Source organism: Streptomyces sp. NPDC088252, assembly GCF_044740965.1.
GTDB lineage: Bacteria > Actinomycetota > Actinomycetes > Streptomycetales > Streptomycetaceae > Streptomyces.
This window is the reverse complement of sequence record NZ_JBIURS010000018.1, coordinates 98,612-120,702: the sequence shown is the minus strand read 5'-3', so window position 1 is coordinate 120,702 and position 22,091 is coordinate 98,612. Positions and strand designations below refer to the sequence as shown.

The window sequence follows — 22,091 nt, the reverse complement described above, 5'->3', positions numbered from 1 at the left end:
CGGCTCAGTTCTTGACGAGGAGACCGCGGCTGCGCAGCACCCACCGCTCCAGCGGACTGAAGATCAGCAGATCGATCGCGATACCGACGAACAGGATCAGGAGGATGGCGAGGAAGATGTCGGGCATGTCCGCGTTGTTGCGGCCGTTCTCCAGCAGTTGACCGAGCCCCAGCCCGAGGTCGGGGGAGGACGCGATGATCTCGGCGGCCATCAGCGAACGCCAGGAGAACGCCCAGCCCTGCTTGAGCCCCGCCAGATAGCCGGGCAGCGCGGCCGGCAGCACGATGTGCCAGGTCCCGCGCAGCCCGGTGGCGCCGAGCGTGCGGCCCGCCCTCAGGAACAGCGGGGGGACCTGGTCGACGCCGGAGACCAGGCCGTTGGCGACCGAAGGGACGGCGCCCAGCAGGATCACCGCGTACATCATCCTGTCGTTCAGCCCGAGCCAGATCACGGCCGGTGCCACCCAGGCGACCGACGGCAGGGACTGCAGCCCGGACAGGATCGGGCCGATCGCGGCCCGTACGAACCTCACCCGGGCGACCAGCAGACCCAGCGGCGTGCCGAGGGCCACGGCCAGCAGGAAGCCGAGCAGACCACGCGAGATGCTGGTCCAGACGACCTCCAGGAGCGTCCCCTGGAGCCACATGTCGGACGCGCTGTGCCACACCGCGGCCGGTGAGGGCAGTTTGTAGTCGTCGGTGACCTGTGCCTCGACCAGCAGTTGCCAGACGACGACCACCAGCGCCACCGCGAGCACCGGCGGAAGCACCTTGCGCAGCAGCACCTCGCGCACCGGGGTACGGCGCACCTGCACGGCGTCCAGCGCGTCGAGTCCGGCCTCCAGACCGGCCAGGTCGTCGGGCTTCGTGTCAGTGCCGGCCATGACGGCGGATCTCCCCACGCAGTTGTTCGGTGATCTCGACGGACAGTTCCGCGACGGAGTTGTCCTCGATCCGGCGCGGCTGCTCGATGTCGACCGTCCATTCACGGGCGATCCTGCCGGGGCGGGACGACAGCAGGACGACCCGCTCGGCGAGCCGCACCGCCTCGCGCACATTGTGTGTGACGAAGAGGACCGAGAGCCTCGTCTCGCGCCAGATCCGGGTCAGCTCGTCATGCAGCACATCCCGGGTGATGGCGTCGAGCGCCGCGAACGGCTCGTCCATCAGCAGCAGTTGGCTGTCCTGGGCGAGGGCCCGTGCCATGGCCACCCGCTGCCGCATTCCGCCCGACAGCTCGTGCACACGCTTCCCGTACGCCCCGCCCAGCCGTACGAGTTCGAGCAGCCGCTCCGCCTCCGTGCGGCGCTCCGACTTGGCCACGCCGCGCAGCCGCAGCGCGAGTTCGATGTTCTTGCCCGCGGTCAGCCACGGGAACAGGGCGTGCTCCTGGAACATCAGGGCCGGCCGCCCGCCGGGGGTCTCGATGGACCCCGCGGTCGGGCGGTCGAGTCCGGCCACCAGGTTGAGCAGCGTCGACTTTCCGCACCCGGAGGCCCCCAGGAGGGTGACGAACTCGCCCGGTGCGACATCGAGCGTGATGTCGTCGAGGACGGGCTGCTGCCCCTCCGGCCCGCCGAAGGACTTGGAGACATGGGTGATGCGGGCGGCGTGCCCGACCGCTGTACGGTCCTCGGCCTCGGTGAGGGTGGTCGCCATGGTCGTCACCTCCTGGGAATCCTGGGTTCGGGTGGCTTACTTGACGCCGAGACCGGCGTCGGCGACCTCGGGCCTGCCCGCGGCCTTCAGGACCTTGTTCAGCGGCTTCAGGTCGTAGATGCCGTCGAGGTCGGGCTTCTCCAGCAGTCCGGCCTTCACCGCGTGCGCGGCCTCCGCGTCCAGCGTGGCGGCCAGCGGGTCGTCGGTGATCTGGATCGACCTCCACGCCGGGTCCAGGACCTCGGGCGGCAGCGCCTTGCCGGTCAGCTCCTTGAGCGCGGCGTTGGCGGAGGCCTTCGCCTTGTCCGGGTTGGCGTTGATCCACGCGTTGGTCTTCACCGAACCGCGCAGCACCGCCTCGACCACATCGGGGTGCTCGCTCAGGAACTGCTGCGACACGATGATGTTCGTGATCACGAACTTGTTGTCGGGCCACAGGGCCGACTCGTCGAGCAGTTCCTCGGCGCCCTCGGCGACCAGCTTGGACGCGGTGGGTTCGGGGACCCAGGCACCGTCGATGGAACCGGACTTGTAGGCGTCCGGGGTCACCTTGTTGTCCGTACGGATGACGGAGACGTCACCCTTGCCGCTCTGGGCGTCGACCTTCCAGCCCTTCTCGGAGATCCAGTTGAGGAAGGCCACGTCCTGCGTGTTGCCGAGCTGCGGGGTGGCTATCTTCTTGCCCTTGAGGTCGTCCAGGGTCTTGATCTTCTTCGGGTTGACGACCAGCTTCACCCCGCCCGAGGCGGAACCGCCGATGATCCTCAGGTTCTTGCCCCTGGACTTGGTGAACCCGTTGATCGAGGGCGACGGGCCGATGAAACCGATGTCGATCGACTTGGCGTTGAGCGCCTCGATCTCGGAAGGGCCGGCGTTGAACTGGGAGGTCTTGAGCAGGGTGCCGCCGAGCTCCTTCTGGAAGATCCCCTCCTGGTCACCGACCAGCGCGGTGGCGTGCGTCAGATTGGGGAAGTAGCCGATCCGCACGGTGTCCGTGGAGAGCTTCTTCGCGTCGGCGGCGACGTCCGACTTCCCGGAGTCGTCCTTCTTCGCCTCGGAGCCGTATCCGCAGGCGGTGAGCGCGACGGCGAGCAGCGGCAGGACGGCGGCAGCGGAGAGACTGCGGCGCAGCGTGGTACGGGGGGCAGGCACGGGAGGTTTTCCTCTCGTCGGCCCGGTGCTCACATCCCTCGGGATCTACGGGGACGCGGCCGGGAAGTCGGCAGGTCTTCGTCTGAACCGGCTGTGCTGGTGGTACGGGTGGTGCGGGTGGGCGCGCAGGCAGTGCGCGTACGTCATCGCGCACATCGCGCGACCCCGCCCTGACCGCTGCCGAGGGCGCCGCTGCCGACGCGACCGCCCTCCTTGGCGAACGTGGAGTAGATGTCGATGTTCATCAGAAGTCCCATGCGTCGTCGTCGGCAGCCGTGGCTGTCGCCCGGGCGTCGTCCGCGGCGGCGAACGAGGCGCCGACCATGCCGGCCGTGAGCGTGGTGCCGTCCGCCGGGTCGATCAGGAGGAAGGAGCCGGTGCGCCGGGAGTCCGCGTAGGCGTCGAGGGCGAGCGGTTCCGCGGTACGGACGACGACCCGGCCGATGTCGTTGGCGACGAGCCGGCCCGGCGCCGGGTGCTGGGAGAGGTCGTCCAGCGTGAGGCGCGAGGGGATGTCCTTGACGATCGCCTTGACGGTGCGGGTGGTGTGCTTGAGCAGCACCCGCTGGCCGACGGTGAGCGGCTGGTCGGCGACATGGCAGACGGTCGCCTCTACATCCTGCGTGACCGCCGGCGCGTCGTCGGCCGGCGCGATCAGGTCACCGCGCGAGATGTCGATGTCGTCGGCCAGGCGGATCGTCACCGACTGGGGTGCCCAGGCGATGTCCACGCCCTCGCCGAGCGCGTCGATCGCGGTGACCGTCGTCGTACGGCCCGAGGGCAGCACGGTGACGGCCTCGCCGACACGGAACGCACCGGCCGCGATCTGTCCCGCGTAGCCCCGGTAGTCGGGGTGCTCGGCGGTCTGCGGGCGGATGACGTACTGGACCGGGAAGCGGGCGTGGCAGGCGGTGAGGTCATGGCTGACCGGCACCGTCTCCAGGTGCTCCAGGACGGTCGGGCCGCCGTACCAGTCCATGTGGGCGGACGGCTCCACGACGTTGTCGCCGGCCAGTGCGGAGATCGGGATCGCGGTGATCTCGGGTACGCCCAGGGACGCGGCGTACGCGGTGAACTCCTCGGCGATGGCGGCGAAGACGGGCTCCGCGTAGTCGACCAGATCCATCTTGTTCACGGCCAGCACCACATGCGGAACCCGCAGCAGCGCGGCGACCGCGGCATGGCGGCGGGTCTGCTCGACGACTCCGTTGCGGGCGTCGACCAGGACGACGGCCAGCTCGGCGGTCGATGCCCCCGTCACCATGTTCCGGGTGTACTGCACATGCCCCGGGGTGTCGGCCAGGATGAACCGGCGGCGCGCGGTCGCGAAGTAGCGGTAGGCGACATCGATGGTGATGCCCTGCTCGCGCTCGGCCCGCAGCCCGTCGGTCAGCAGCGCCAGGTCGGGTGCCTCCTGCCCCCGGTTGCGCGAGGCGTGTTCGACGGCCTCCAACTGGTCGGCGAGGACCGACTTGGAGTCGTGCAGCAGACGTCCCACGAGGGTGGACTTGCCGTCGTCGACGGACCCCGCGGTGGCGAACCGCAGCAGGGTGGTGGCCGACAGTTGCTCCGGGTGCCGGTTGAGTGTGGTCATCTAGAAGTACCCCTCGCGCTTACGGTCTTCCATCGCGGCCTCGGACATCTTGTCGTCGGCACGTGTCGCGCCCCGCTCGGTGAGCCGGGAGGCGGCGATCTCGTCGATCACGGCGTCCAGTGTCGTCGCGTCCGAGTCGACGGCGCCGGTGCACGACATGTCGCCGACCGTGCGGTAGCGGACCTGCCGGGTCTCGACCCGCTCGCCCTCCTTGGGGCCGCCCCAGTCGCCCGCGGTCAGCCACATGCCGGAGCGGCTGAAGACCTCGCGTTCATGGGCGAAGTAGATGCCCGGGAGCTCGATGCCCTCGCGCGCGATGTACTGCCAGACGTCCAGCTCGGTCCAGTTGGAGATCGGGAAGACCCGGACGTGCTCGCCCGGCGCGTGCCGGCCGTTGTAGAGCTGCCACAGCTCGGGGCGCTGGCGGCGCGGATCCCACTGGGAGAACTCGTCGCGCAGCGAGAAGACCCGCTCCTTGGCGCGCGCCTTCTCCTCGTCACGGCGCCCGCCGCCGAACACGGCGTCGAAGCGGTGCTGCTGGATGGCCTCGGTCAGCGGCACGGTCTGCAACGGGTTGCGGGTGCCGTCCGGGCGCTCACGGAGCGTGCCGGCGTCGATGTAATCCTGCACGGAGGCGACGTGCAGCCGCAGCCCGTGGCGCGCCACCGTGCGGTCGCGGTACTCCAGCACCTCCGGGAAGTTGTGCCCGGTGTCGACGTGCAGCAGCGCGAACGGCACGGGCGCGGGCGCGAAGGCCTTGAGCGCCAGATGCAGCATCACGATGGAGTCCTTGCCGCCGGAGAAGAGGATCACCGGCCGCTCGAACTCGCCCGCCACCTCGCGGAGGATGTGCACGGCCTCGGACTCCAGGGAGTCCAGGTGGCTGAGTGCGTACGGATTGTCGGTGCCTTCCGGCACGGTCGCGACGGTCGTCACGCCGCCCCCCTCTCGCTCAGCAGCGCGTACAGCTCCGCCGCGGACTCCTGCACGGTCTGACGGTGCGACTCGATCCGCAGATCCGGCGACTCGGGCGCCTCGTAGGGGTCGTCGACCCCGGTGAGCCCGCTGATCTCGCCCGCCGCCTGCTTGGCGTAGAGGCCCTTCACATCACGTGCGGAGCACACCTCGACCGGGGTCGCGACATGCACCTCCAGGTACGCGGTCCCCTCGGCCCGGTGCCGCTTGCGGACCGCGTCCCGGCTGTCCGCGTACGGGGCGATGACCGGGACCAGCACCTTCACGCCGTTGGCCGCCAGCAGCTCGGCGACGAAGCCGATCCGCTGGACGTTGGTGTGGCGGTCCTCGCGGGAGAAGCCGAGACCCGCGGAGAGGAACTCGCGGATCTCGTCGCCGTCGAGCACCTCCACGCGATGGCCCTCGCCACGCAGCCGCCCGGCGAGTTCGTACGCGATGGTGGTCTTGCCCGCGCTCGGCAGACCGGTCAGCCAGATGGTGGCTCCCGTCTCCGTCACGCTCATCGAGGTCTCCTGATCAGTCGTCATCAGTCGTGCAGCCCGCACTCGGTCTTGCCCCGGCCGGCCCAGCGCCCGGCACGTGCGTCCTCGCCCTCCAGCACCCGGCGGGTGCAGGGCGCGCAGCCCACGGAGGCGTATCCGTCCATCAGCAGCGGGTTGGTGAGAACACCGTGCTCCGCCACGTACGCGTCGACGTCGTCCTGCGTCCAGCGGGCGATCGGCGAGATCTTGACCTTCTGCCGCTTCTCGTCCCAGCCGACGACCGGAGTGTTCGCGCGGGTGGGGGACTCGTCGCGGCGCAGCCCGGTCGCCCAGGCCGTGTACGAACTCAGGCCTTCCTCAAGGGGCTTGACCTTCCGCAGCTTGCAGCACAGGTCGGGGTCGCGGTCGTGCAGCCCCGGTCCGTGCTCGGCGTCCTGCTCGGCCACGGACTGCCGCGGGGTCAGGGTGATGACGTTGACGTCCATCACCGCCTCCACCGCGTCGCGGGTGCCGATCGTCTCGGGGAAGTGATAGCCGGTGTCGAGGAAGACCACGTCGACGCCCGGGAGGGCGCGCGAGGCGAGGTGCGCGACGACCGCGTCCTCCATGGAGGAGGTGACGCAGAACCGCTTGCCGAAGGTGTCGGCGGCCCACCGCAGGATCTCCGGAGCGGAGGCGTGCTCCAGCTCCCGGCCCGCCCGGCCCGCCAGCTCCTCGAGTTCCCCGGCGGTGCGCTCCTCGGTACGAGTGTCCGTCATATCCCGTCCCTCTTCCCCTCGTCGTGCCGCAGCCCGCGGGCCAGCAGGCCCAGGAACTTCAGCTGGAACGCGCGGTTGCAGGAGGCACATTCCCAGGCGCCGTGCCCGGTCTCGTGCGGGCGCAGGTCCTCGTCGCCGCAGTAGGGGCAGTGGAACGGCGCGGCACGTTCGCTCATGACAGCGACTCCGCACTGGCCCGCGCCGCCCAGGTGGCGAACCGCTCGCCGTCCTCGCGCTCCTCCTGGAAGCGGCCCAGGACCCGCTCGACGTAGTCGGGCAGCTCGGCCGAAGTGACCTTCAGGCCACGGACCTTACGGCCGAAGCCTGCCTCCAGGCCCAGGGCGCCGCCCAGGTGCACCTGATAGCCCTCGACCTGATTGCCGTCGGCGTCCAGGACGAGCTGGCCCTTGAGGCCGATGTCGGCGGTCTGGATGCGGGCGCAGGCGTTGGGGCAGCCGTTGATGTTGATGGTGAGCGGTTCGTCGAAGTCCGGCAGGCGCCGCTCCAGTTCGTCGATCAGCGAGGCGCCGCGCGCCTTCGTCTCGACGATCGCCAGTTTGCAGAACTCGATGCCGGTGCAGGCCATCGTGCCACGCCGGAACGGGGAGGGCTTCACCTGGAAGTCGAGCGCCTCCAGTCCGGCGACCAGGGAGTCCACCTGGTCCTGTGCCACGTCGAGGACGAGCATCTTCTGCTCGACGGTGGTCCGCAGCCGGTCCGAGCCGTGTGCCGCGGCGAGATCGGCGATCTTGGCGAGGGTGGATCCGTCCACGCGGCCGACCCGGGGTGCGAAGCCGACGTAGAAGCGGCCGTCCTGCTGCCGGTGCACCCCCACGTGGTCGCGCCAGCGGCTGCTGGGCTGCTCGGGCGCGGGTCCGTCGGTCAGCGGACGCTTCAGATATTCGTCCTCCAGCACCTGGCGGAACTTCGCGGGGCCCCAGTCGGCCATCAGGAACTTCAGACGGGCGCGGGTGCGCAGCCGCCGGTATCCGTAGTCGCGGAAGATGCCGACGACTCCGGCCCAGACGTCCGGAACCTCGTCGAGCGGCACCCAGGCGCCCAGCCGCTCGGCCAGCCTCGGGTTGGTGGAGAGCCCGCCACCGACCCAGACGTCGAAGCCCGGACCGTGTTCGGGGTGGACCACACCGACGAACGCGATGTCGTTGATCTCGTGCACCACGTCCTGCACGGGCGAACCGGAGATCGCGGTCTTGAACTTGCGCGGCAGGTTGGAGAACTCCTTGTTGCCGATGTAGCGGTCGTGGATCTCGTCGACGGCGGGTGTGCCGTCGATGATCTCGTCGGCGGCGATACCCGCCACGGGGGAGCCGATGATCACGCGGGGGCAGTCGCCGCACGCCTCGGTGGTGGAGAGACCGACGGCCTCCAGCTTCTCCCAGATGGCCGGGACGTCCTCGATGCGGATCCAGTGCAACTGGATGTTCTGCCGGTCGGTGATGTCCGCGGTGCCGCGCGCGTACTCCTGCGAGATCTCGCCGATGACCCGCAGCTGCGCGGTGGTCAGCCGGCCGCCGTCGATCCGTACCCGCAGCATGAAGTACGTGTCGTCCAGCTCCTCCGGCTCCAGGATCGCGGTCTTGCCGCCGTCGATCCCGGGCTTGCGCTGGGTGTACAGACCCCACCAGCGCATGCGCCCGCGGAGATCGTTGGGGTCGATCGAGTCGAATCCCCGCTTGGAGTAGATCGTCTCAATGCGTGTCCGCACATTGAGACCGTCGTCGTCCTTCTTGAACTGCTCATTGCCGTTGAGCGGAGTGTGGTGCCCCACGGCCCACTGGCCTTCGCCACGGTGGCGTCCGGCCTTGCGGCGGGGCGTGGTGGTCGCAGGCTGTTCCGGGGTAGCGGCCATGACGGTACGTCCTTCGGGACTGCAGGAGGGCGGCTCTGAACTGCACACTCGCGCTGAGGCGCGGCGGTGCGCAGGAGTTTGCGGAGAAAAGGGGATCGCGGCGGTGCTGGGACTCTCAGCTCGCCGGACAGATGGCGCTGGACACGCGGCCGAGGTCGACGTGGCGTCGACTCACCAAGGCAATTCCAGTTCCAGGCATGACGGAAGCGTGTCACGCGCATCTCCGAGCAGTCCACCACTATCCATGATGTGGACGAGAGTGTCCCGTCATGCGAGACGTGTGGTGTCTGTCACTGCATTCGTCCGGGTCGGGCCGCCCGTAATGGCCGTAATCACCCCGATCGGCGCCGGAGCCGTTCTCCTGGCACTACCGCCCCGACCCCGGCCACGGTCCCGGCGTCGCCACCTCGGGCTCCAGCTCCACCTTCGTGTCGAAGAGCCGGAAGCCGCGCCGCAGGTAGTTGTCCATGGCGTGCGGGCCGTCCTTGGAACAGGTGTGCAGCCAGACCCGCTTGGTCGGCGTCCGCTCCGGCCGGCGCTCGGCCAGGTCCCAGGCGCGGGCGACCCCGTACGAGAGCAGATGGCCGCCGATCCGGCGCCCCCGGAAGGCCGGTATCAGCCCGAAGTACATGATCTCGACCACGCCGTCGTCCTGCGGGTCCAGTTCGACGTATCCGGCCGGGGTGCCGTCGACGTACGCCACCCAGGTCTCCGCGCCGGGCCGGTCCAGGACCTCCTGCCACTGCGCGTACGTCATCGAGAGCCGGTCCGTCCACCGGATGTCGCCGCCGACCGCCGTGTAGAGGAACCGGCTGAACTCGGGGAGCGGTACCCGCGAGCGCACGATCCGCACGTCGCCCTCCGGGACCGCGGCGGGGCGCAGATCGTCGGGGGAGGTCTGTTCCAGGGACCAGATGGTCACCTCGGCGGTGGTGGCAGCGGTGCGCGCGGGGTTGTTCATGGCTGCCAGGGAACCATGCCGCGCGGCCCCGGCCCAAGCCGGTCCCGCCGCTCGGGACGGCCGGGCGCCTTCGGCACCGGGCCTAGCCGGCCGTACGCGCCCTGACCACCACCGGCGCGGTCGAGCGCGGCAGCAGATCGGCCGGGTGCTCCGGGTGGATCACCTCCACCTCGACCCCCTCGCCGAAGCGGTACGGGCGGTGCGCCAGCACCTCGGCCAGATGGCGCCTGATCCGTGAGATCTCCGCCCGCACCGTCACCGTCCGGGTCGCATCACCGAAGATGTCCTGCGCCAGCTCCGACGCCGTACGCCCCTCGCGGTGCAGCGCCAGGGCGTACAGCAGCTCCGCGTGGCGCGGCGAGAGCCGCTGTGTCCAGGTGCTGACCGCACTTGCCACCTTGACCGTGAGACCGCGCGGCCGGCTCAGATCCAGCACCACCCGGCGCCGCGACTCGTCCGAGGGCCCGTCCGTGACCTGCACCAACCAGCCGCCGGACAACGGCTCGACCCGGCACATGCCGAGCGACGGCAGCCACACCCGGCCCGGCCGCAACGACTTGGGCAGCGGCAGCCGGTCGACCGGCGGCATCCCGGTGACCCCGGCGAGCCAGCCGTGGGTGTCCACCGCCAGGGCCCGGCCGCCCAGCCTGCACAGCAGCGGCGCCGCCACCGAACGCAGCCGGTCGATCGCCTGCAGATGACGGTTCTTGATCTCGCTCTCGGCGAGCCGGGCGACCGAACCGACCAGGGCGAGCGAGGCCGGATGGAAGGTGGACGCCGGACCGCTGAGGTCGACGATGCCGATCAGCCGGTTGTCCCGCGGATCACGCACCGGGGACGCCGCACACGTCCAGTTGTGCAGATGCCGCACGAAGTGCTCCGACGAATGGACCTGGACCGGTGTGCGCGAGACGAGCGCCGTACCGATCGCGTTCGTCCCCATGCTCGCCTCGGCCCAGGCCGCGCCCTCCGCCAGACAGATGTCGTCCGCCCGGCGCAGCACCCCCGTATTGCCCTGGCGCCACAGCACCCGGCCCTCCACGTCGGTGATCACCACGATCTGCTGGGCGGCGTCCGCGAGGGAGACCAGGCTCTCGTTCAGCAGCGGCATCACCTCGCCCAGCGCCGACGTCCGGCGCCGGCGCTCGATCTCGTCCATCTCCAGCAGCACGCTGTCGGTGGACTGATCCGGATCGACACCGCTGCGCAGCACCCGGTCCCACGAGGCGACGATCTCCGCCCGCGGAGCGGCCGGAGAACGCCCGCCGGAGAGCCTGGCCTCCCTGGCCCGGTGGATCACGCGCAGGGCCTCGACGGACTGCGGTACGGCCGATCGCGCCACCACGGCAGGGCTTGTCTCCACGCTCGTTCCCCCAGATGCCAGGGCCGGCTCGACGGCCCGCGGGCCCATCCTGCCCGCTGTGAGGGGACCGATACTGCGCACTCCACACAATGGTTGCAACCCTTTGCAACTCTGGCGAGCGGGTGCGGGTCCGTACGAGAGTGGCGGAACACCGTACGGCGGGGCCTGCGCTCCCTGTTCGGTGTGCACAGCATGGAGGGTGGTGCCGTGTCGGCGCAGCACCACCCTCCGTTGCTGTACGTGCGCCTCAGGGACGCTCGTTCGACTCGCACCGGGCGCGCCCCGCCCCCGGGATCCGGCCCGAGCCGAACGGAAGGGCCTATCGCTCGACGGGCCGGGCCCGTTCCACGACCGAGGCCAGACCGAGGCTGTGCGGCAGCGTTCCGAACGCCGCGCCCCGGTCCCCGCCCAGCCGTGACGCGCAGAACGCGTCGGCCACCTCCGGCGGCGCCCAGCGCACCAGCAGCGAGCCCTGCAGTACGAGAGCCATCCGCTCGGCCAACCGACGGGCCCGCGCCTCGATCCCGTCCAGATCGGCCAGCTCCGTCAGCATGTCCTTGATCGCCCCGTCCAGCCGGTGATCGGCACCCCGTGCCCTGCCGACCTCCTGGAGGAACGCGTTCAGCGCCGACGGCTCGCGCTGCAGCGCCCGCAGCACGTCCAGGGCCTGCACGTTCCCCGAGCCCTCCCAGATCGAGTTGAGCGGCGCCTCGCGCAGCAGCCGGGGCATTCCGGACTCCTCGACGTAGCCGTTGCCGCCGAGACACTCCAGTGCCTCGGCCACCATCGGTGTGCACCGCTTCGTCACCCAGTACTTCGCGGCGGGCACGGCGATCCGCAGGAAGGCCCGCTCGCTCTCCGAGTCGGCGTCGTACGCGGCCGCCAGCCGCAGCGCCAGCACCGTCGCGGCCTCCGACTCCAGCGCCAGATCGGCCAGCACGTTGCGCATCAGCGGCTTGTCGATCAGCACCCCGCCGAAGACGCTGCGGTACGTGCAGTGGTGGATCGCCTGTGCCACCGCCTGCCGCATCAGCGCCGCCGAACCGACCACACAGTCCAGCCGGGTCGCCGCCACCATCTCGATGACGGTGCGCACCCCCCGCCCCTCGTCACCGACCCGGCGCGCCCACGTCCCGTCGAACTCGACCTCGCTCGACGCATTGGACCGGTTGCCCAGCTTGTCCTTCAGCCGCTGGATCGCGAACGTGTTGCGGGTGCCGTCGGGCAGCACCCGGGGCAGCAGGAAACACGTCAGGCCCTCCGGCGCCTGCGCGAGGACCAGGAAGCCGTCGGACATCGGGGCCGAACAGAACCACTTGTGGCCGGTGAGCAGGTACTCACCCGGGGCCGCCAGCGGCTCGGCCCGCGTCGTGTTGGACCGTACGTCCGTGCCGCCCTGCTTCTCCGTCATGCCCATCCCGAAGAGCACACCGGCCTTCTGCGCGGCGGGCCGCAGCTCCTGCTCGTACACCGTCGAGGTCAGCAGTGGTTCCCACTCGGCGGCCAGTGCCGGGTCGGTCCGCAGCGCGGGCACCGCCGCGTGCGTCATCGACAACGGACAGCCGTGTCCCGCCTCCGCCTGCGTCCACACCAGGAAGCCGGCCGCCCGCCGCACATGACCGGCGGGCCTGCCCCAGGCGTCGGTCAGACCCGCGGAGACCGCATGGCCCAGCAGCCGGTGCCAGGCCGGATGGAACTCCACCTCGTCGATGCGGTTGCCGTACCGGTCGTGGGAGCGCAGCACCGGCGGATTCCCGTTCGCCTGCGCCCCCCACTCCTGCGCCTGCGCGGAGCCGGCGGCCCTGCCCAGCTCGCCGAGCTCGACCCGCGCCGTGGCCAGAAGTTCGGGTGGCATGTGACGTTGCACGGCCTCGGTGAGCGCGAGGTCGGCGGCGAAGACGTCGTAGCCGTTCAGCGGCGGTACCTGGTTGGACACTGTGTGGGTGGTGGCTGCCATGCCGATACGGTAAGGACGTGCAGGCAGCAAATGAAACACCCGAGCGGCCACCGGGGCGGCTCCACCGCGCCCGAGTCCTCTACCGCAACGTATCCAAGCGGCAGATGATCTGGCAGTTGCTCAAGGACACCATCAACTCGTGCATGGAGTACCGCATTCTGGGACTCGCCGCCGAGGCGGCGTTCTTCACCCTGCTGTCCCTGCCGCCGCTGCTGCTCGGTCTGATCGGGCTGCTCGGTTATGTCGACGAGTGGACCAACACCACCACGGTCGCCTCCATCGAGCGGAACATCCTCAACGCCGCGCAGACGGTGCTCAGCGAGCGGGGCGTGAACGACTTCGCCAAACCGCTCCTGGCGGACGTCACCACCGGCGCGCGGCCCGACGTCATCTCCATCGGCTTCGCGATCGCGCTCTGGTCCGGCTCCCGCGCCGTCAACGTCTTCATCGACACGATCACGGTGATGTACGGCCTCGACGGCCAGCGCGGCATCGTCAAGACGCGGCTGCTCTCCTTCCTGTTGTACGTCGTCGCGCTGCTGCTCGGCGCCGTCGTGCTCCCGCTGCTCGTGGTCGGCCCGGACAGGGTCGTGGAGTTCATCCCCTGGGGCACCGAGCTCATAAGCGTGCTGTACTGGCCGCTGGTGATATTGCTGTCGATCGCGTTCCTGACGACGCTCTACCACGTGTCCGTGCCGGTCCGTTCGCCGTGGATCGAGGACGTGCCGGGGGCGCTGGTGGCGCTCGCGATGTGGGTGCTCGGCAGTTTCCTGCTGCGGATCTACCTCACCAGTACGGTCGAGGGGCCCACGATCTACGGTTCGTTGGCCGCGCCGATCGCCGTCCTGCTGTGGATCGGGATCTCCGCGTTCGCGGTGCTGGTGGGGGCGGCGGTCAATGCTGCCATCGACCGGGTGTGGCCCTCCCTGGCGACGGCCGCAGCGCGCGCGGCCAACGACCGGGTACGGGCGGCCCAGGCCGCGGAGTTCGTGGCCCGGACGCAGGCGGAGAACCAGGACGGCGACCTGGACGACGACGGGGAGGACGACGGCGGCGGCAGCCCCTACATGCCGTCCGAGTTCCCGGAACGCTGGTCGAGATTCCTGCCGCCGGACGACGTGAAGTCCCGGCTGCAGCCGAGCCGCGACAAGGAGCCGGACCGGCCGGACCGGCCGGACGGCTCGTCCGGCGGGTGAGGATGTCCGCCGACTGGTCGGCGGATGCGGGTGGCGCGGTCGGTGAGGGTGCTGCGGCCGGTGAGGGCGCTGTGGCCGGGATCATGGGCGCCGGAATCCCCGGGGGTGCAGGGGTGTTGTCGTCGCGCAGAGCGACGAGGTGCGCGCCGGGCGTACGGCGGTCGACCTCGACCGTGGCCGTCGCGCCGCTGTCGGCGATGAACTCCATCGGTGCCGTGATGACCGCGCCCGGGAAGCCGATCCCGTCCGCCGACGAGATGAGCGTGTGAGGCATGGGCGACAGGTACGAAGAGTGGGCGTCGAGGTTCGACGGCGCGACCCTGTGGACGCTGGGCGTGCCGGACGGATCGGCCCATGCGGTGCTGCCGGACGGCTGCATGGACCTGCTCTGGATCGACGGACGGCTGCTCGTCGCGGGACCCGACACCCGTGCGACGACGGCAGCCGTCGGGCCCGGCGGGCGGTACACCGGAATCCGCTTCGCACCCGGCACGGCCCCCGCGCTGCTGGGTGCGCCGGCGCACGAACTGCGCGACCGCCGGGTCGATCTCGCGGACCTGTGGCCGGGCGCGCTGGTCCGGGAACTCACCGAGCGTCTGGCACAGGCCCCCGACCCCGCTGCCGGGCTGGAGACCGTCGCGCTGCGTCGAGCGGTCGACACGGCCGCGCCGGACCCGCTGATGCGGTCCGTCGCCACGCAGCTCGGTGACGGCTGGTCCGTCGCCGACATCGCGCGGACGGTGGGCCTCGGCGCACGGCAGCTGCACCGTCGGTCACTCGCGGCCTTCGGCTACGGGCCCAAGACGCTTGGCCGGATCCTGCGGCTGCAGCGTGCGCTCGCCCTCGCCCGGTCCGGAACGCCCTACGCCGAGGCGGCGGTCGCGGCGGGCTGCACCGACCAGGCCCATCTCGCACGGGAGATGCGCGACCTGGCCGGGACCACCCTGACCGCCCACCTGGCGCCCTCGTGAGGCGCCCGGACGGGCACCGGGCTCAGCCGTTCGAGGCGAACAGCGACACCGCGCAGCCGTCCGGGTCGAGGACCGTCGCGTAGCGCTGCCCCCACACCGCGTCCCACGGCTTCAGATGCCCTCGGTACCCGGCGCCGGTCAGGTCGTCGTACACCGAGTCCACCTCCGCCGGGCTGTCGCAGAGGAAGGCGAGTGAGAGGCGTTCCCCGCCGTGCGGCGGGGACCATTCGGGATCGAACGAGCGGGTGACCTCCTCGGTGTCCCACAACAGACGCTGTCCGCCCGGGAGCGTCACTTCGACATGGGGTGCGGATTCCGCGTCGGCGGGGATGTCGAGTCCGAGCCGTCGGTAGAAGGTGAGCGATGCGGCCAGATCCGCGGTGATGATGCCGATCGCGTCCATGCGTGGAGTCATGCTCCGACCCTAGGGCGGCCACCGTCACGGGTCTTGTAGAAAACGGACATGGACGGTGGACCGTGGGACCGCAGGACGTTCGGGGACGCGGGAGCTGCGGGGCCTTCGTCGGCGTGGGCGGTCCGCGGGCGGGCCTGCCGGGACCATGATTCCCCGGCGGGCCCGCCCTGCCTCTCACCCCGCCCCGCCGTCGTGGCGGGCGGCACGGACCCGCGTCGTGGCGGGCGGCACCGCCCCGCCGTCACTGCGACGGGGTGCTCGCCGCGCAGTCGGCGGGCGATGCGCCCGGGTCGGTCAGCGCCAGACCGAGCTGGGCGCGTTCGGTCACCCAGCGGCTCGGGCGGTGACGCGGGTCGCCCGTCGTGCGGTGCAGTGCCCGGTGCAGCTCCAGCATCCGCCCGGCACCGATCCGGTCGCCCCAGGCCAGCGGGCCGACGGGGTAGCCGAGCCCGGCCGTCACGGCCAGGTCGATGTCGGCAGGGGTGGCGATGGAGCGCTCCGCGATCGATGCCGCGACCGAGACGATCGAGGCGAGCAGCCGCTGAGCGACCGAGCCCGCCGTGTCCCGCACCACCGAGACCGCGTACGCGGCGTCGCCGTCCGCGGCGCGGGACAGCACGGCGCGGGCGTCGCGCGCGGCGGACGGCTCCGCTGCCGGGGTCACGGCCAGCACCCGGCGCCGGCCGGCCGCGGGCAGCGGATCCACGCCGAAGGTGCGCCCCGCGGGCAGCCGGTGCGCGGCGACCGCGGAGGCCACCGTGGTGCCCCAGACCGGAACGAGTACGAGGGCGTCGGCGGACGGCTCCGTGCCCGTTTCGACGACGGCGCCCGCCGCGGTCAGCGCCGCGCGCAGCGCGGTCGCGTCCTGGTCCTGCGGTGCGGCGCCGTGGACGAACACCGGGCGGTAGGCGTTGCCCGTGACGGGCGGCTCCGGGGCCGGGCCGGGTGCCTCGGGGCCGTGCGCGTACCAGCCGCGCCCGGTCTTGCGGCCGTGCAGCCCGGCGGCCACCCGGTTCGGGGTGAGGTAGGAGGGGCGGAGCCGGTCCGCGTACCGGAACCCCGTCCAGATCGAATCGATCACCGTGGCCGTCACGTCCAGACCCGTGAGGTCCATCAGCTCGAACGGGCCCATCCGCAGCCCGAGCACCTCGCGGGCGATCCGGTCGATGCCCGCCGGGTCGGAGACGGTCTCCTCCAGGAGTGCGAGGGCCTCGGTCACCAGGCCGCGGCCCGCGTGATTGACCAGGAAGCCGGGGGTGTCGGCGACCGTGACCGCACGGTGTCCACAGCTCTCGACGAGGGCGGTGAGGGCGGGCGGGATCTCCGGGCGGGTGGCCGCGCCGGGCACCACCTCGACGATCCTCATCAGCGGCACCGGATTGAAGAAGTGCAGCCCGGCCAGGCGCGTCGGGTCCTTCAGCGCCGCGGCGATCCGGGTGACCGACAGGGAGGAGGTGTTGGTCGCGAAGACGGCCGTCGTGGGCAGGGCCCGCTCCAGCCGGCCGAAGACCTCCGTCTTGGTGTCGAGGTCCTCCCGCACGGCCTCGACGACCAGTTCCACGTCCGGGCCCGCCACCCACGGGTCGTCCAGCGGGATCAGCCGCTCCAGGGCGGCTGCGGAGGCCTCGGCGGACATCCGGCCCTTCTGTACGGCTCGTTCGAGCATGGACCGTACGAAGTCCACGGCGGCCGTCACCGCCTCCGTCCGTACGTCGCACAGCTCGACGGTGTGTCCGGCGGTCGCCGCCCACTGGGCGATGCCGCGGCCCATGGCCCCGGCGCCGACGATCCTGATACGCATGGCGGTTGCGGTCCTCTCGGGGTGTGACATGTGATCCGTCCCCAGCGAAGATAGACGCGGTCCGGGCCCATGTCCTCGCGCGGCAGCCGCAGTTCGGCCACGGTCGGCGGCGGCACCGTGTCAGCGGCCATTGATCGCCGTCCGATATCGAATTAGGGTCCGATCAAGACGTCTGATCAATGAAACCCATCGGTGGGGCCGGTGACCGAAGGGGCGGACATGGAATTGCGTCATCCGTCCGCGTTCGTCGCCGTGGCGGAGGAACTGCGCTTCGGGCGGGTCACCATCGGCTTCGCGGACGCCTCCAGCCACGAGACCCTGCCGCTCCTCACCCGGGCCGTACGCGCCGCCCACCCCGCCCTCGAACGGGTCATGAAGGGGCGGACAGACGCCGACGTCGCGCTCGACCGGGTCGCGGACGGCTCGCTCGACCTGGGGTTCGTCCGGCGGCCGGCGACCCGGCCGGGAGTGACGTACCGGATATCGGACCGACTCGGTCGCCGGGTGCGAGGGTCGGCGACATGCGCCACACGTCATCGAAAGGGCGAAGACGCCCCTCATCACCGAAAGGTCACGCCGTGCCCGACCAGCAGCTCGATGTCGTCATCTGTGAACCGCTGCGCACCCCCATCGGCCGTTTCGGCGGAGTGTTCGCCCAGCAGACCCCGGCCGCGCTCGCGGCTCGCGTCATCGCCGAGGTGGTCGCCCGCACCGGGATCGACCCGGCGGCGGTCGACGAGGTCGTCCTCGGGCACTCCTACCCGTCCGCCGAGGCCCCCGCCATCGGCCGGGTCGCGGCCCTCGACGCCGGGCTGCCCGAGACCGTCACCGGCTCCCAGGTCGACCGCCGTTGCGGCTCCGGCCTCCAGGCCGTCCTCGACGCCGCGATGCAGATCCGGGCGGGCTTCAGCGATGTCGTCATCGCGGGCGGTGTCGACGTGATGAGCGCCGCCCCGTACTACACGCACGAAGGACGCTGGGGCATCAAGGGCCCCGGCCTCCAGCTCCACGACGCGCTGGCCAGGGGCCGGGTGACCGCGGGCGGCGTCAACCACCCCGTGCCCGGCGGGATGATCGAGACCGCCGAGAACGTCCGCCGCGCCTACGGCATCAGCCGCGCCGACCAGGACGCGCTCGCGCTGCGCTCGCAACAGCGCGCCGGCCGGGCCGCCGCGGAGGGGTGGTACGACGCGGAGACCGTCCCCGTCACCGTACGGACCCGCAAGGGCGAGACGCTCGTGACCGCGGACGAGCATCCCCGCCCCGACACCACCGCCGAGCAACTCGCCGCGCTGCGCCCGATCATGGCGAAGTCCGACCCCGGGGCGACCGTCACCGCGGGCAACGCCAGCGGGCAGAACGACGCGGCCGCCGCCTGCCTGGTGACCAGCGCGGCCACCGCCGAACGGCTCGGCCTCGACCCGCTGGTCCGACTGGTCTCCTTCGCCCGCGCCGGGGTACCCGCCGCGACCATGGGCATCGGTCCCGTCCCGGCGGCCCGAGCCGCCCTCGACCGTGCCGGACTCACCCTCGCCGACCTCGACCTGATCGAGCTCAACGAGGCATTCGCCGCCCAAGTGATCGCCTGTACCCGTGAGTTGGGTCTCGGTGACATCGACCACGAGCAGCGCATCAACGTCAACGGCTCCGGCGTCTCCCTCGGCCATCCGGTCGGTGCCACCGGCGCCCGCATCCTCGCCACGCTCACCCGTGAACTGCATCGCCGCGAGGCCCGTTACGGCCTGGAGACCATGTGCATCGGCGGCGGGCAGGGCCTTGCCGCGGTCTTCGAACGCATCGCCGCCTGAGGTGGGCCGTCCGCAGAGGGACGCATGGCGTCCCACTGCGGCCGCGATTCAGTGTCCGCGAAGCCGCGGTGAGTGGTGGAGTCGTTGACGCACTTCCATGCCTGAGGGCTGCGGCGGGGGTGCGTCCGGCGTCCGCGGCGAGGGGCACGGTGTGCCTCGGCCGACGTCGGTCCGGGCGTACGCGCCCCGCTCTGCTTCCACCGGTGCCGCGAGGTGGTCCCTCTCCGCCTCCGGGTCGGTCAGCTGGTTGAGCCGGGCCGGCACATCGAACCCGACCAGCAGCACCACGATCACCGTGCCGGCGAACGTGAGCACGGCCAGCGCCTGTCCCGGATCCATCCCGGACGCCAGGTGCGCGCCCAGGACCGGGGCCACGGCACCACCCAGTGCTCCCACGTTGTAAGTGAAGCCGAGCGCGGCGCCCCGGCTCGCGGTCGGGAAGTGCCCGCCGATGTACCGGGGCAGCAGTCCGGAGATGCCGAAACTGGTCGCCTGGAGCAGGAAGAGCAGGATGCCGAGCAGCAGCAGATCGTCGTGAACGGCGAAGACCGGACAGACGAAGGCCAGCGAGGCCAGCAGCGTCAGCGCGTACGCCTTCTTCGCACCGATCCGGTCGCCCAGGAAGCCCGCGGTCCAGCAGCCGACCATGGTGCCGAAGCCCGCGAAGTACAGCACATCGGTGACCTGGCCGGTGGTGTAGCCGAGTTCGGTCTTCGGATACGTGGGCAGCAGCGCCTGGATCGGCCACGAGTACAGGAACGCGAAGAACAGCGTCACGATCATCGACAGATACAGCACCCAGCCCCGTTTGCCGCCGAGCTGTACGGCGAACGCGGCGAGCGCGAGTCCGGCGACCACCGAGAGCACCGGAATCATTCCGGCACCGCCACCGGGAGCCCGGTACGGTCCGCGAGGCCGGCGCCCAGCGCGGTGCCCGCCCAGCCGCGGATGGAATCGGTGGCGCTGGTGATCACGGCGGTACGGGGATCGACGACCCCGGCCGCCGCGATCCCGAGCGCCGTTGCCAGCCGCCCGGGATCGACGGTGGCGGCGGCCCCGGCGAGCGCGTCCAGTACGGCGGTCGCGCCCTCCAGGGCCGGGGTGGGCCTGGTGTGCCGGGCCAGCACCGCGCCGTCCGCGCCGAAGAGCGCGGCGGCGATCTTCGTGCCGCCCAGGTCGAGGCCGATCACGGGGGCGCCGGTGCCGCCGGGCGAGGTGGCGGAACTCATCGGACCGGCGGCAGACCGGCGGCGCGCAGGCGCTGGGCGACCAGGCCGACCGACTCGGCGCTCAGCCGGATCTGGGGGAAGGCGGTGTCGCCGCACTCGATGATGCCGAGCAGGTGGAGCGCCGCCTTGAACGAGCCGAGCGCCGAGGAACTGCGGCCCATGTCCGCCTCCGGCCCGACGTCGACCATGCCGAACAGCTCGACGAGCCGCTCCTGCTCCTTCGCGGCGAGTGCCCAGTTCCCGGCCCGTGCGGCGTCGTACAGCCGCACGTAGCCGGCCGGATCGACGTTGCCGATGCCCGGTACGACACCGTCGACCCCGGCCAGCAGGGCGGCGTCCACGGTGAGCTCGGAGCCGGTGAGCACACTGAATCGCGGCGCCGGGCCCTCCTTGCGCCCGCCCCGTCCGCCCAGTTCGACGAGCAGCCGGCGCAGTCCGCCCTCGTCGCCGCTGCTGTCCTTCAGGCCGGCCAGCGTGCCGTCCTCGGCGAGCTCGCGCACGAGCGCGGCGGAGAGCTTGCTGTGCACGGCGACCGGGATGTCGTACGCGAACAGCGGCAGATCGACCGCCGCGCGCAGCCGCCGGAAGTGCTGGGCGATCTCCTTGCCATAGGTGCGGGTGTAGAACGGTGCGGTCGCGACCAGGGCGTCCGCGCCCAGTTCCGCGGCGGACCTGGCGTGCTCGACGACGCGCGCGGTGGTGGTGTCGATGACACCGGCGAGCACCGGAACGCGGCCGTCGGCCACGTCGACCACGGTCTCCAGTGCCGTGGCGCGCTGCTCATCGGTGAGGTAGGCGACCTCGCTGGTGGAGCCGAGCGCGAACAGCCCGTGCACCCCACCGGCGACGAGATGCTCGACGAGCCGGGCGAGGGACGAGGTGTCGACCTCCCCCCGGGAGTCGAGCGGGGTGCAGACCGGCGGGACGACGCCGTGCAGCGGTGCGGTCAGAGGCATGTGAGGGCTCTCCAGCTCGGTGGAAACGCCGATCCGTGGCCCGGAGCGGCTACAGGATCGAGACATGAGACGTAAGATGTCCTATGTCTGGCCTCACCTTAAACAGATGCTCCCGCGACCGGTCAAGGGGCAATCGCACCTCAGGAGGACGTTGTGGTCCGCCCCACCATGGCTCAGGACATGGAGCGCCGGCTCAAGGAACTGATCCTGGAGCGCAGACTCGCCCCCGGCGACGCCCTGCCCACCGAGGCGGAGCTGATGGGACTCTTCGGCGTCGGGCGGGTGTCGGTGCGGGAAGCCCTCAAGGCGCTCCAGGCCGTCAACGTCGTGGAGATCCGCCGAGGCACCGGCACCTTCGTCGGCTCGCTCTCCCTGTCACCCTTCGCCGAGGGGCTCGCCTTCCGTGCGGCCGTGCGTCACCGGCAGGGCGAACCGGGCCTCCACGAGCTGATGAAGGTGCGGGAGGCCCTGGAGGCGGGCCTGATCGGGTCCGTCTCGGCCGGTGTCCCCGACGAGGACCTCGAAGTGCTGCGTGGCCTGGTCGCGCGGATGGAGGAGGAGGCGCGCGACGGCGGCCGGGTGGCGCGCGACACCGACCGCGCCTTCCATCTCGCGCTCTACGCCTCGCTCGACAACCATCTGCTCAGTGAGGTGCTGGACGCCTTCTGGGCGGCCATGGACCGGGTCCGCGAAGACCTCGACGACGGCCATCAGGACCCTGCCACCACCTGTGCGCAGCACCGGGAGATCGTCGCGGCGGTCGCGGCGGCCGACGGAGAACGCGCGGTGCGTGCCATGCGCACCCACTTCGACGGCATCCGCACCCGGCTGGAGCCGGTGGCCGACCGGTAACGGGTGACCCGGGGCCGGTCGCCCAGGACCCGCGGAAGTCCGGTGGCCGGACGTCGTCACGCCCTGGACCGCCCGGCCGTCGGGCGCCGGCCT

Annotated in this window: 21 protein-coding genes and 2 pseudogenes; 5 read left to right on the top strand and 18 right to left on the bottom strand. The window is 71.4% G+C overall.

The window, feature by feature from the left end:
- Positions 1–4 precede the first annotated feature (4 nt).
- From ACIOHC_RS30440 to ACIOHC_RS30380, 13 genes are all read right to left on the bottom strand, one after another.
- On the bottom strand, positions 5–883 hold the full coding sequence (locus ACIOHC_RS30440) for an ABC transporter permease (protein ID WP_401844785.1): 879 nt from the start codon (positions 881–883) through the stop codon (positions 5–7).
- Positions 870–1,658, bottom strand: a complete 789-nt coding sequence (locus tag ACIOHC_RS30435; protein WP_351073829.1) for an ABC transporter ATP-binding protein — start codon at positions 1,656–1,658, stop codon at positions 870–872. The genes ACIOHC_RS30440 and ACIOHC_RS30435 overlap by 14 nt, the downstream gene beginning before the upstream one ends.
- Positions 1,659–1,694: 36 nt before the next feature.
- The gene (locus tag ACIOHC_RS30430) at positions 1,695–2,810 is read right to left on the bottom strand and encodes an aliphatic sulfonate ABC transporter substrate-binding protein (protein ID WP_351073828.1); all 1,116 of its coding nucleotides are present in this window, start codon (positions 2,808–2,810) and stop codon (positions 1,695–1,697) included.
- A gap of 244 nt (positions 2,811–3,054) precedes the next feature.
- The gene (locus ACIOHC_RS30425) at positions 3,055–4,404 is read right to left on the bottom strand and encodes a GTP-binding protein (RefSeq protein ID WP_351073827.1); all 1,350 of its coding nucleotides are present in this window, start codon (positions 4,402–4,404) and stop codon (positions 3,055–3,057) included.
- Positions 4,405–5,340: a sulfate adenylyltransferase subunit CysD gene (cysD, locus tag ACIOHC_RS30420; RefSeq protein WP_365691810.1), complete on the bottom strand. Its 936-nt coding sequence runs from the start codon at positions 5,338–5,340 to the stop codon at positions 4,405–4,407.
- On the bottom strand, positions 5,337–5,882 hold the full coding sequence (gene cysC / locus ACIOHC_RS30415) for an adenylyl-sulfate kinase (RefSeq protein WP_351073823.1): 546 nt from the start codon (positions 5,880–5,882) through the stop codon (positions 5,337–5,339). The genes cysD and cysC overlap by 4 nt, the downstream gene beginning before the upstream one ends.
- 23 nt (positions 5,883–5,905) lie before the next feature.
- Positions 5,906–6,619, bottom strand: coding sequence for a phosphoadenylyl-sulfate reductase (locus tag ACIOHC_RS30410; RefSeq protein ID WP_351073821.1), 714 nt, complete (start codon positions 6,617–6,619; stop codon positions 5,906–5,908).
- Complete coding sequence (locus tag ACIOHC_RS30405; RefSeq protein WP_351073819.1) at positions 6,616–6,795, bottom strand: hypothetical protein; 180 nt, start codon at positions 6,793–6,795, stop codon at positions 6,616–6,618. The genes ACIOHC_RS30410 and ACIOHC_RS30405 overlap by 4 nt, the downstream gene beginning before the upstream one ends.
- Positions 6,792–8,489: a nitrite/sulfite reductase gene (locus ACIOHC_RS30400; RefSeq protein ID WP_351073817.1), complete on the bottom strand. Its 1,698-nt coding sequence runs from the start codon at positions 8,487–8,489 to the stop codon at positions 6,792–6,794. Before ACIOHC_RS30400 ends, ACIOHC_RS30405 begins: the two co-directional genes overlap by 4 nt.
- Positions 8,490–8,604: 115 nt before the next feature.
- On the bottom strand, positions 8,605–8,688 hold the full coding sequence (locus tag ACIOHC_RS30395; protein WP_317864749.1) for a putative leader peptide: 84 nt from the start codon (positions 8,686–8,688) through the stop codon (positions 8,605–8,607).
- Between the two features lie 168 nt (positions 8,689–8,856).
- A complete protein-coding gene (locus tag ACIOHC_RS30390) occupies positions 8,857–9,450 on the bottom strand; it encodes a GNAT family N-acetyltransferase (protein WP_365691812.1) in 594 nt (197 codons plus the stop codon).
- A gap of 82 nt (positions 9,451–9,532) precedes the next feature.
- Positions 9,533–10,813, bottom strand: coding sequence for a GAF domain-containing protein (locus ACIOHC_RS30385; protein WP_351073813.1), 1,281 nt, complete (start codon positions 10,811–10,813; stop codon positions 9,533–9,535).
- Positions 10,814–11,132: 319 nt separating this feature from the next.
- The gene (locus ACIOHC_RS30380; RefSeq protein ID WP_351073811.1) at positions 11,133–12,770 is read right to left on the bottom strand and encodes an acyl-CoA dehydrogenase family protein; all 1,638 of its coding nucleotides are present in this window, start codon (positions 12,768–12,770) and stop codon (positions 11,133–11,135) included.
- A gap of 17 nt (positions 12,771–12,787) precedes the next feature.
- Here ACIOHC_RS30380 and ACIOHC_RS30375 point away from each other — a divergent pair, with 17 nt between their 5' ends.
- Entirely contained in the window at positions 12,788–13,966 is a 1,179-nt protein-coding gene (locus ACIOHC_RS30375) for a YihY/virulence factor BrkB family protein (RefSeq protein ID WP_365691815.1), read from the top strand.
- 272 nt (positions 13,967–14,238) lie between these two features.
- Positions 14,239–14,937, top strand: a complete 699-nt coding sequence (locus tag ACIOHC_RS30370; RefSeq protein WP_401844781.1) for a DUF6597 domain-containing transcriptional factor — start codon at positions 14,239–14,241, stop codon at positions 14,935–14,937.
- Between the two features lie 22 nt (positions 14,938–14,959).
- On the opposite strand, the gene ACIOHC_RS30365 is transcribed toward ACIOHC_RS30370, so the two are convergent.
- Both ACIOHC_RS30365 and ACIOHC_RS30360 read right to left on the bottom strand, forming a co-directional pair.
- Entirely contained in the window at positions 14,960–15,352 is a 393-nt protein-coding gene (locus ACIOHC_RS30365; protein WP_389636366.1) for a VOC family protein, read from the bottom strand.
- A gap of 241 nt (positions 15,353–15,593) precedes the next feature.
- On the bottom strand, positions 15,594–17,153 hold the full coding sequence (locus ACIOHC_RS30360) for a 3-hydroxyacyl-CoA dehydrogenase (protein WP_401844779.1): 1,560 nt from the start codon (positions 17,151–17,153) through the stop codon (positions 15,594–15,596).
- Positions 17,154–17,423: 270 nt separating this feature from the next.
- On the opposite strand from ACIOHC_RS30360, the pseudogene ACIOHC_RS30355 reads away from it, so the two are divergent.
- A pseudogene (locus ACIOHC_RS30355) lies at positions 17,424–17,642 on the top strand (LysR substrate-binding domain-containing protein); the annotation flags it as partial.
- Between the two features lie 89 nt (positions 17,643–17,731).
- Positions 17,732–18,961, top strand: a complete 1,230-nt coding sequence (locus tag ACIOHC_RS30350; RefSeq protein WP_351073801.1) for an acetyl-CoA C-acetyltransferase — start codon at positions 17,732–17,734, stop codon at positions 18,959–18,961.
- Between the two features lie 171 nt (positions 18,962–19,132).
- Here ACIOHC_RS30350 and ACIOHC_RS30345 read toward each other — a convergent pair.
- The 3 genes and pseudogenes from ACIOHC_RS30345 to ACIOHC_RS30335 all read right to left on the bottom strand — a co-directional run.
- Positions 19,133–19,849: pseudogene (locus ACIOHC_RS30345) on the bottom strand (MFS transporter); the annotation flags it as partial.
- Positions 19,834–20,190, bottom strand: coding sequence for an ROK family protein (locus ACIOHC_RS30340; protein WP_401844776.1), 357 nt, complete (start codon positions 20,188–20,190; stop codon positions 19,834–19,836). The pseudogene ACIOHC_RS30345 and the gene ACIOHC_RS30340, both read right to left, overlap by 16 nt.
- Complete coding sequence (locus ACIOHC_RS30335; protein WP_401844774.1) at positions 20,187–21,146, bottom strand: dihydrodipicolinate synthase family protein; 960 nt, start codon at positions 21,144–21,146, stop codon at positions 20,187–20,189. The genes ACIOHC_RS30340 and ACIOHC_RS30335 overlap by 4 nt, the downstream gene beginning before the upstream one ends.
- 153 nt (positions 21,147–21,299) lie before the next feature.
- Between ACIOHC_RS30335 and ACIOHC_RS30330 the strand changes: the two genes are divergently transcribed.
- The gene (locus ACIOHC_RS30330) at positions 21,300–21,998 is read left to right on the top strand and encodes a FadR/GntR family transcriptional regulator (protein ID WP_351073797.1); all 699 of its coding nucleotides are present in this window, start codon (positions 21,300–21,302) and stop codon (positions 21,996–21,998) included.
- Positions 21,999–22,091: the final 93 nt, after the last annotated feature.

What these genes read in the sequence shown, in the direction of transcription:
- ACIOHC_RS30405 (WP_351073819.1), bottom strand. Translation starts at nt 6,795, where the DNA reads ATGAGCGAACGTGCCGCGCCGTTCCACTGCCCCTACTGCGGCGACGAG.
- ACIOHC_RS30360 (WP_401844779.1), bottom strand. Translation starts at nt 17,153, where the DNA reads ATGCGTATCAGGATCGTCGGCGCCGGGGCCATGGGCCGCGGCATCGCC.
- ACIOHC_RS30440 (WP_401844785.1), bottom strand. Translation starts at nt 883, where the DNA reads ATGGCCGGCACTGACACGAAGCCCGACGACCTGGCCGGTCTGGAGGCC.
- ACIOHC_RS30390 (WP_365691812.1), bottom strand. Translation starts at nt 9,450, where the DNA reads ATGAACAACCCCGCGCGCACCGCTGCCACCACCGCCGAGGTGACCATC.
- ACIOHC_RS30340 (WP_401844776.1), bottom strand. Translation starts at nt 20,190, where the DNA reads ATGAGTTCCGCCACCTCGCCCGGCGGCACCGGCGCCCCCGTGATCGGC.
- ACIOHC_RS30370 (WP_401844781.1), top strand. Translation starts at nt 14,239, where the DNA reads ATGGGCGACAGGTACGAAGAGTGGGCGTCGAGGTTCGACGGCGCGACC.
- ACIOHC_RS30335 (WP_401844774.1), bottom strand. Translation starts at nt 21,146, where the DNA reads ATGCCTCTGACCGCACCGCTGCACGGCGTCGTCCCGCCGGTCTGCACC.
- cysC (WP_351073823.1), bottom strand. Translation starts at nt 5,882, where the DNA reads ATGAGCGTGACGGAGACGGGAGCCACCATCTGGCTGACCGGTCTGCCG.
- ACIOHC_RS30395 (WP_317864749.1), bottom strand. Translation starts at nt 8,688, where the DNA reads ATGCCTGGAACTGGAATTGCCTTGGTGAGTCGACGCCACGTCGACCTC.
- ACIOHC_RS30400 (WP_351073817.1), bottom strand. Translation starts at nt 8,489, where the DNA reads ATGGCCGCTACCCCGGAACAGCCTGCGACCACCACGCCCCGCCGCAAG.
- ACIOHC_RS30425 (WP_351073827.1), bottom strand. Translation starts at nt 4,404, where the DNA reads ATGACCACACTCAACCGGCACCCGGAGCAACTGTCGGCCACCACCCTG.
- ACIOHC_RS30435 (WP_351073829.1), bottom strand. Translation starts at nt 1,658, where the DNA reads ATGGCGACCACCCTCACCGAGGCCGAGGACCGTACAGCGGTCGGGCAC.
- ACIOHC_RS30365 (WP_389636366.1), bottom strand. Translation starts at nt 15,352, where the DNA reads ATGACTCCACGCATGGACGCGATCGGCATCATCACCGCGGATCTGGCC.
- ACIOHC_RS30380 (WP_351073811.1), bottom strand. Translation starts at nt 12,770, where the DNA reads ATGGCAGCCACCACCCACACAGTGTCCAACCAGGTACCGCCGCTGAAC.
- ACIOHC_RS30410 (WP_351073821.1), bottom strand. Translation starts at nt 6,619, where the DNA reads ATGACGGACACTCGTACCGAGGAGCGCACCGCCGGGGAACTCGAGGAG.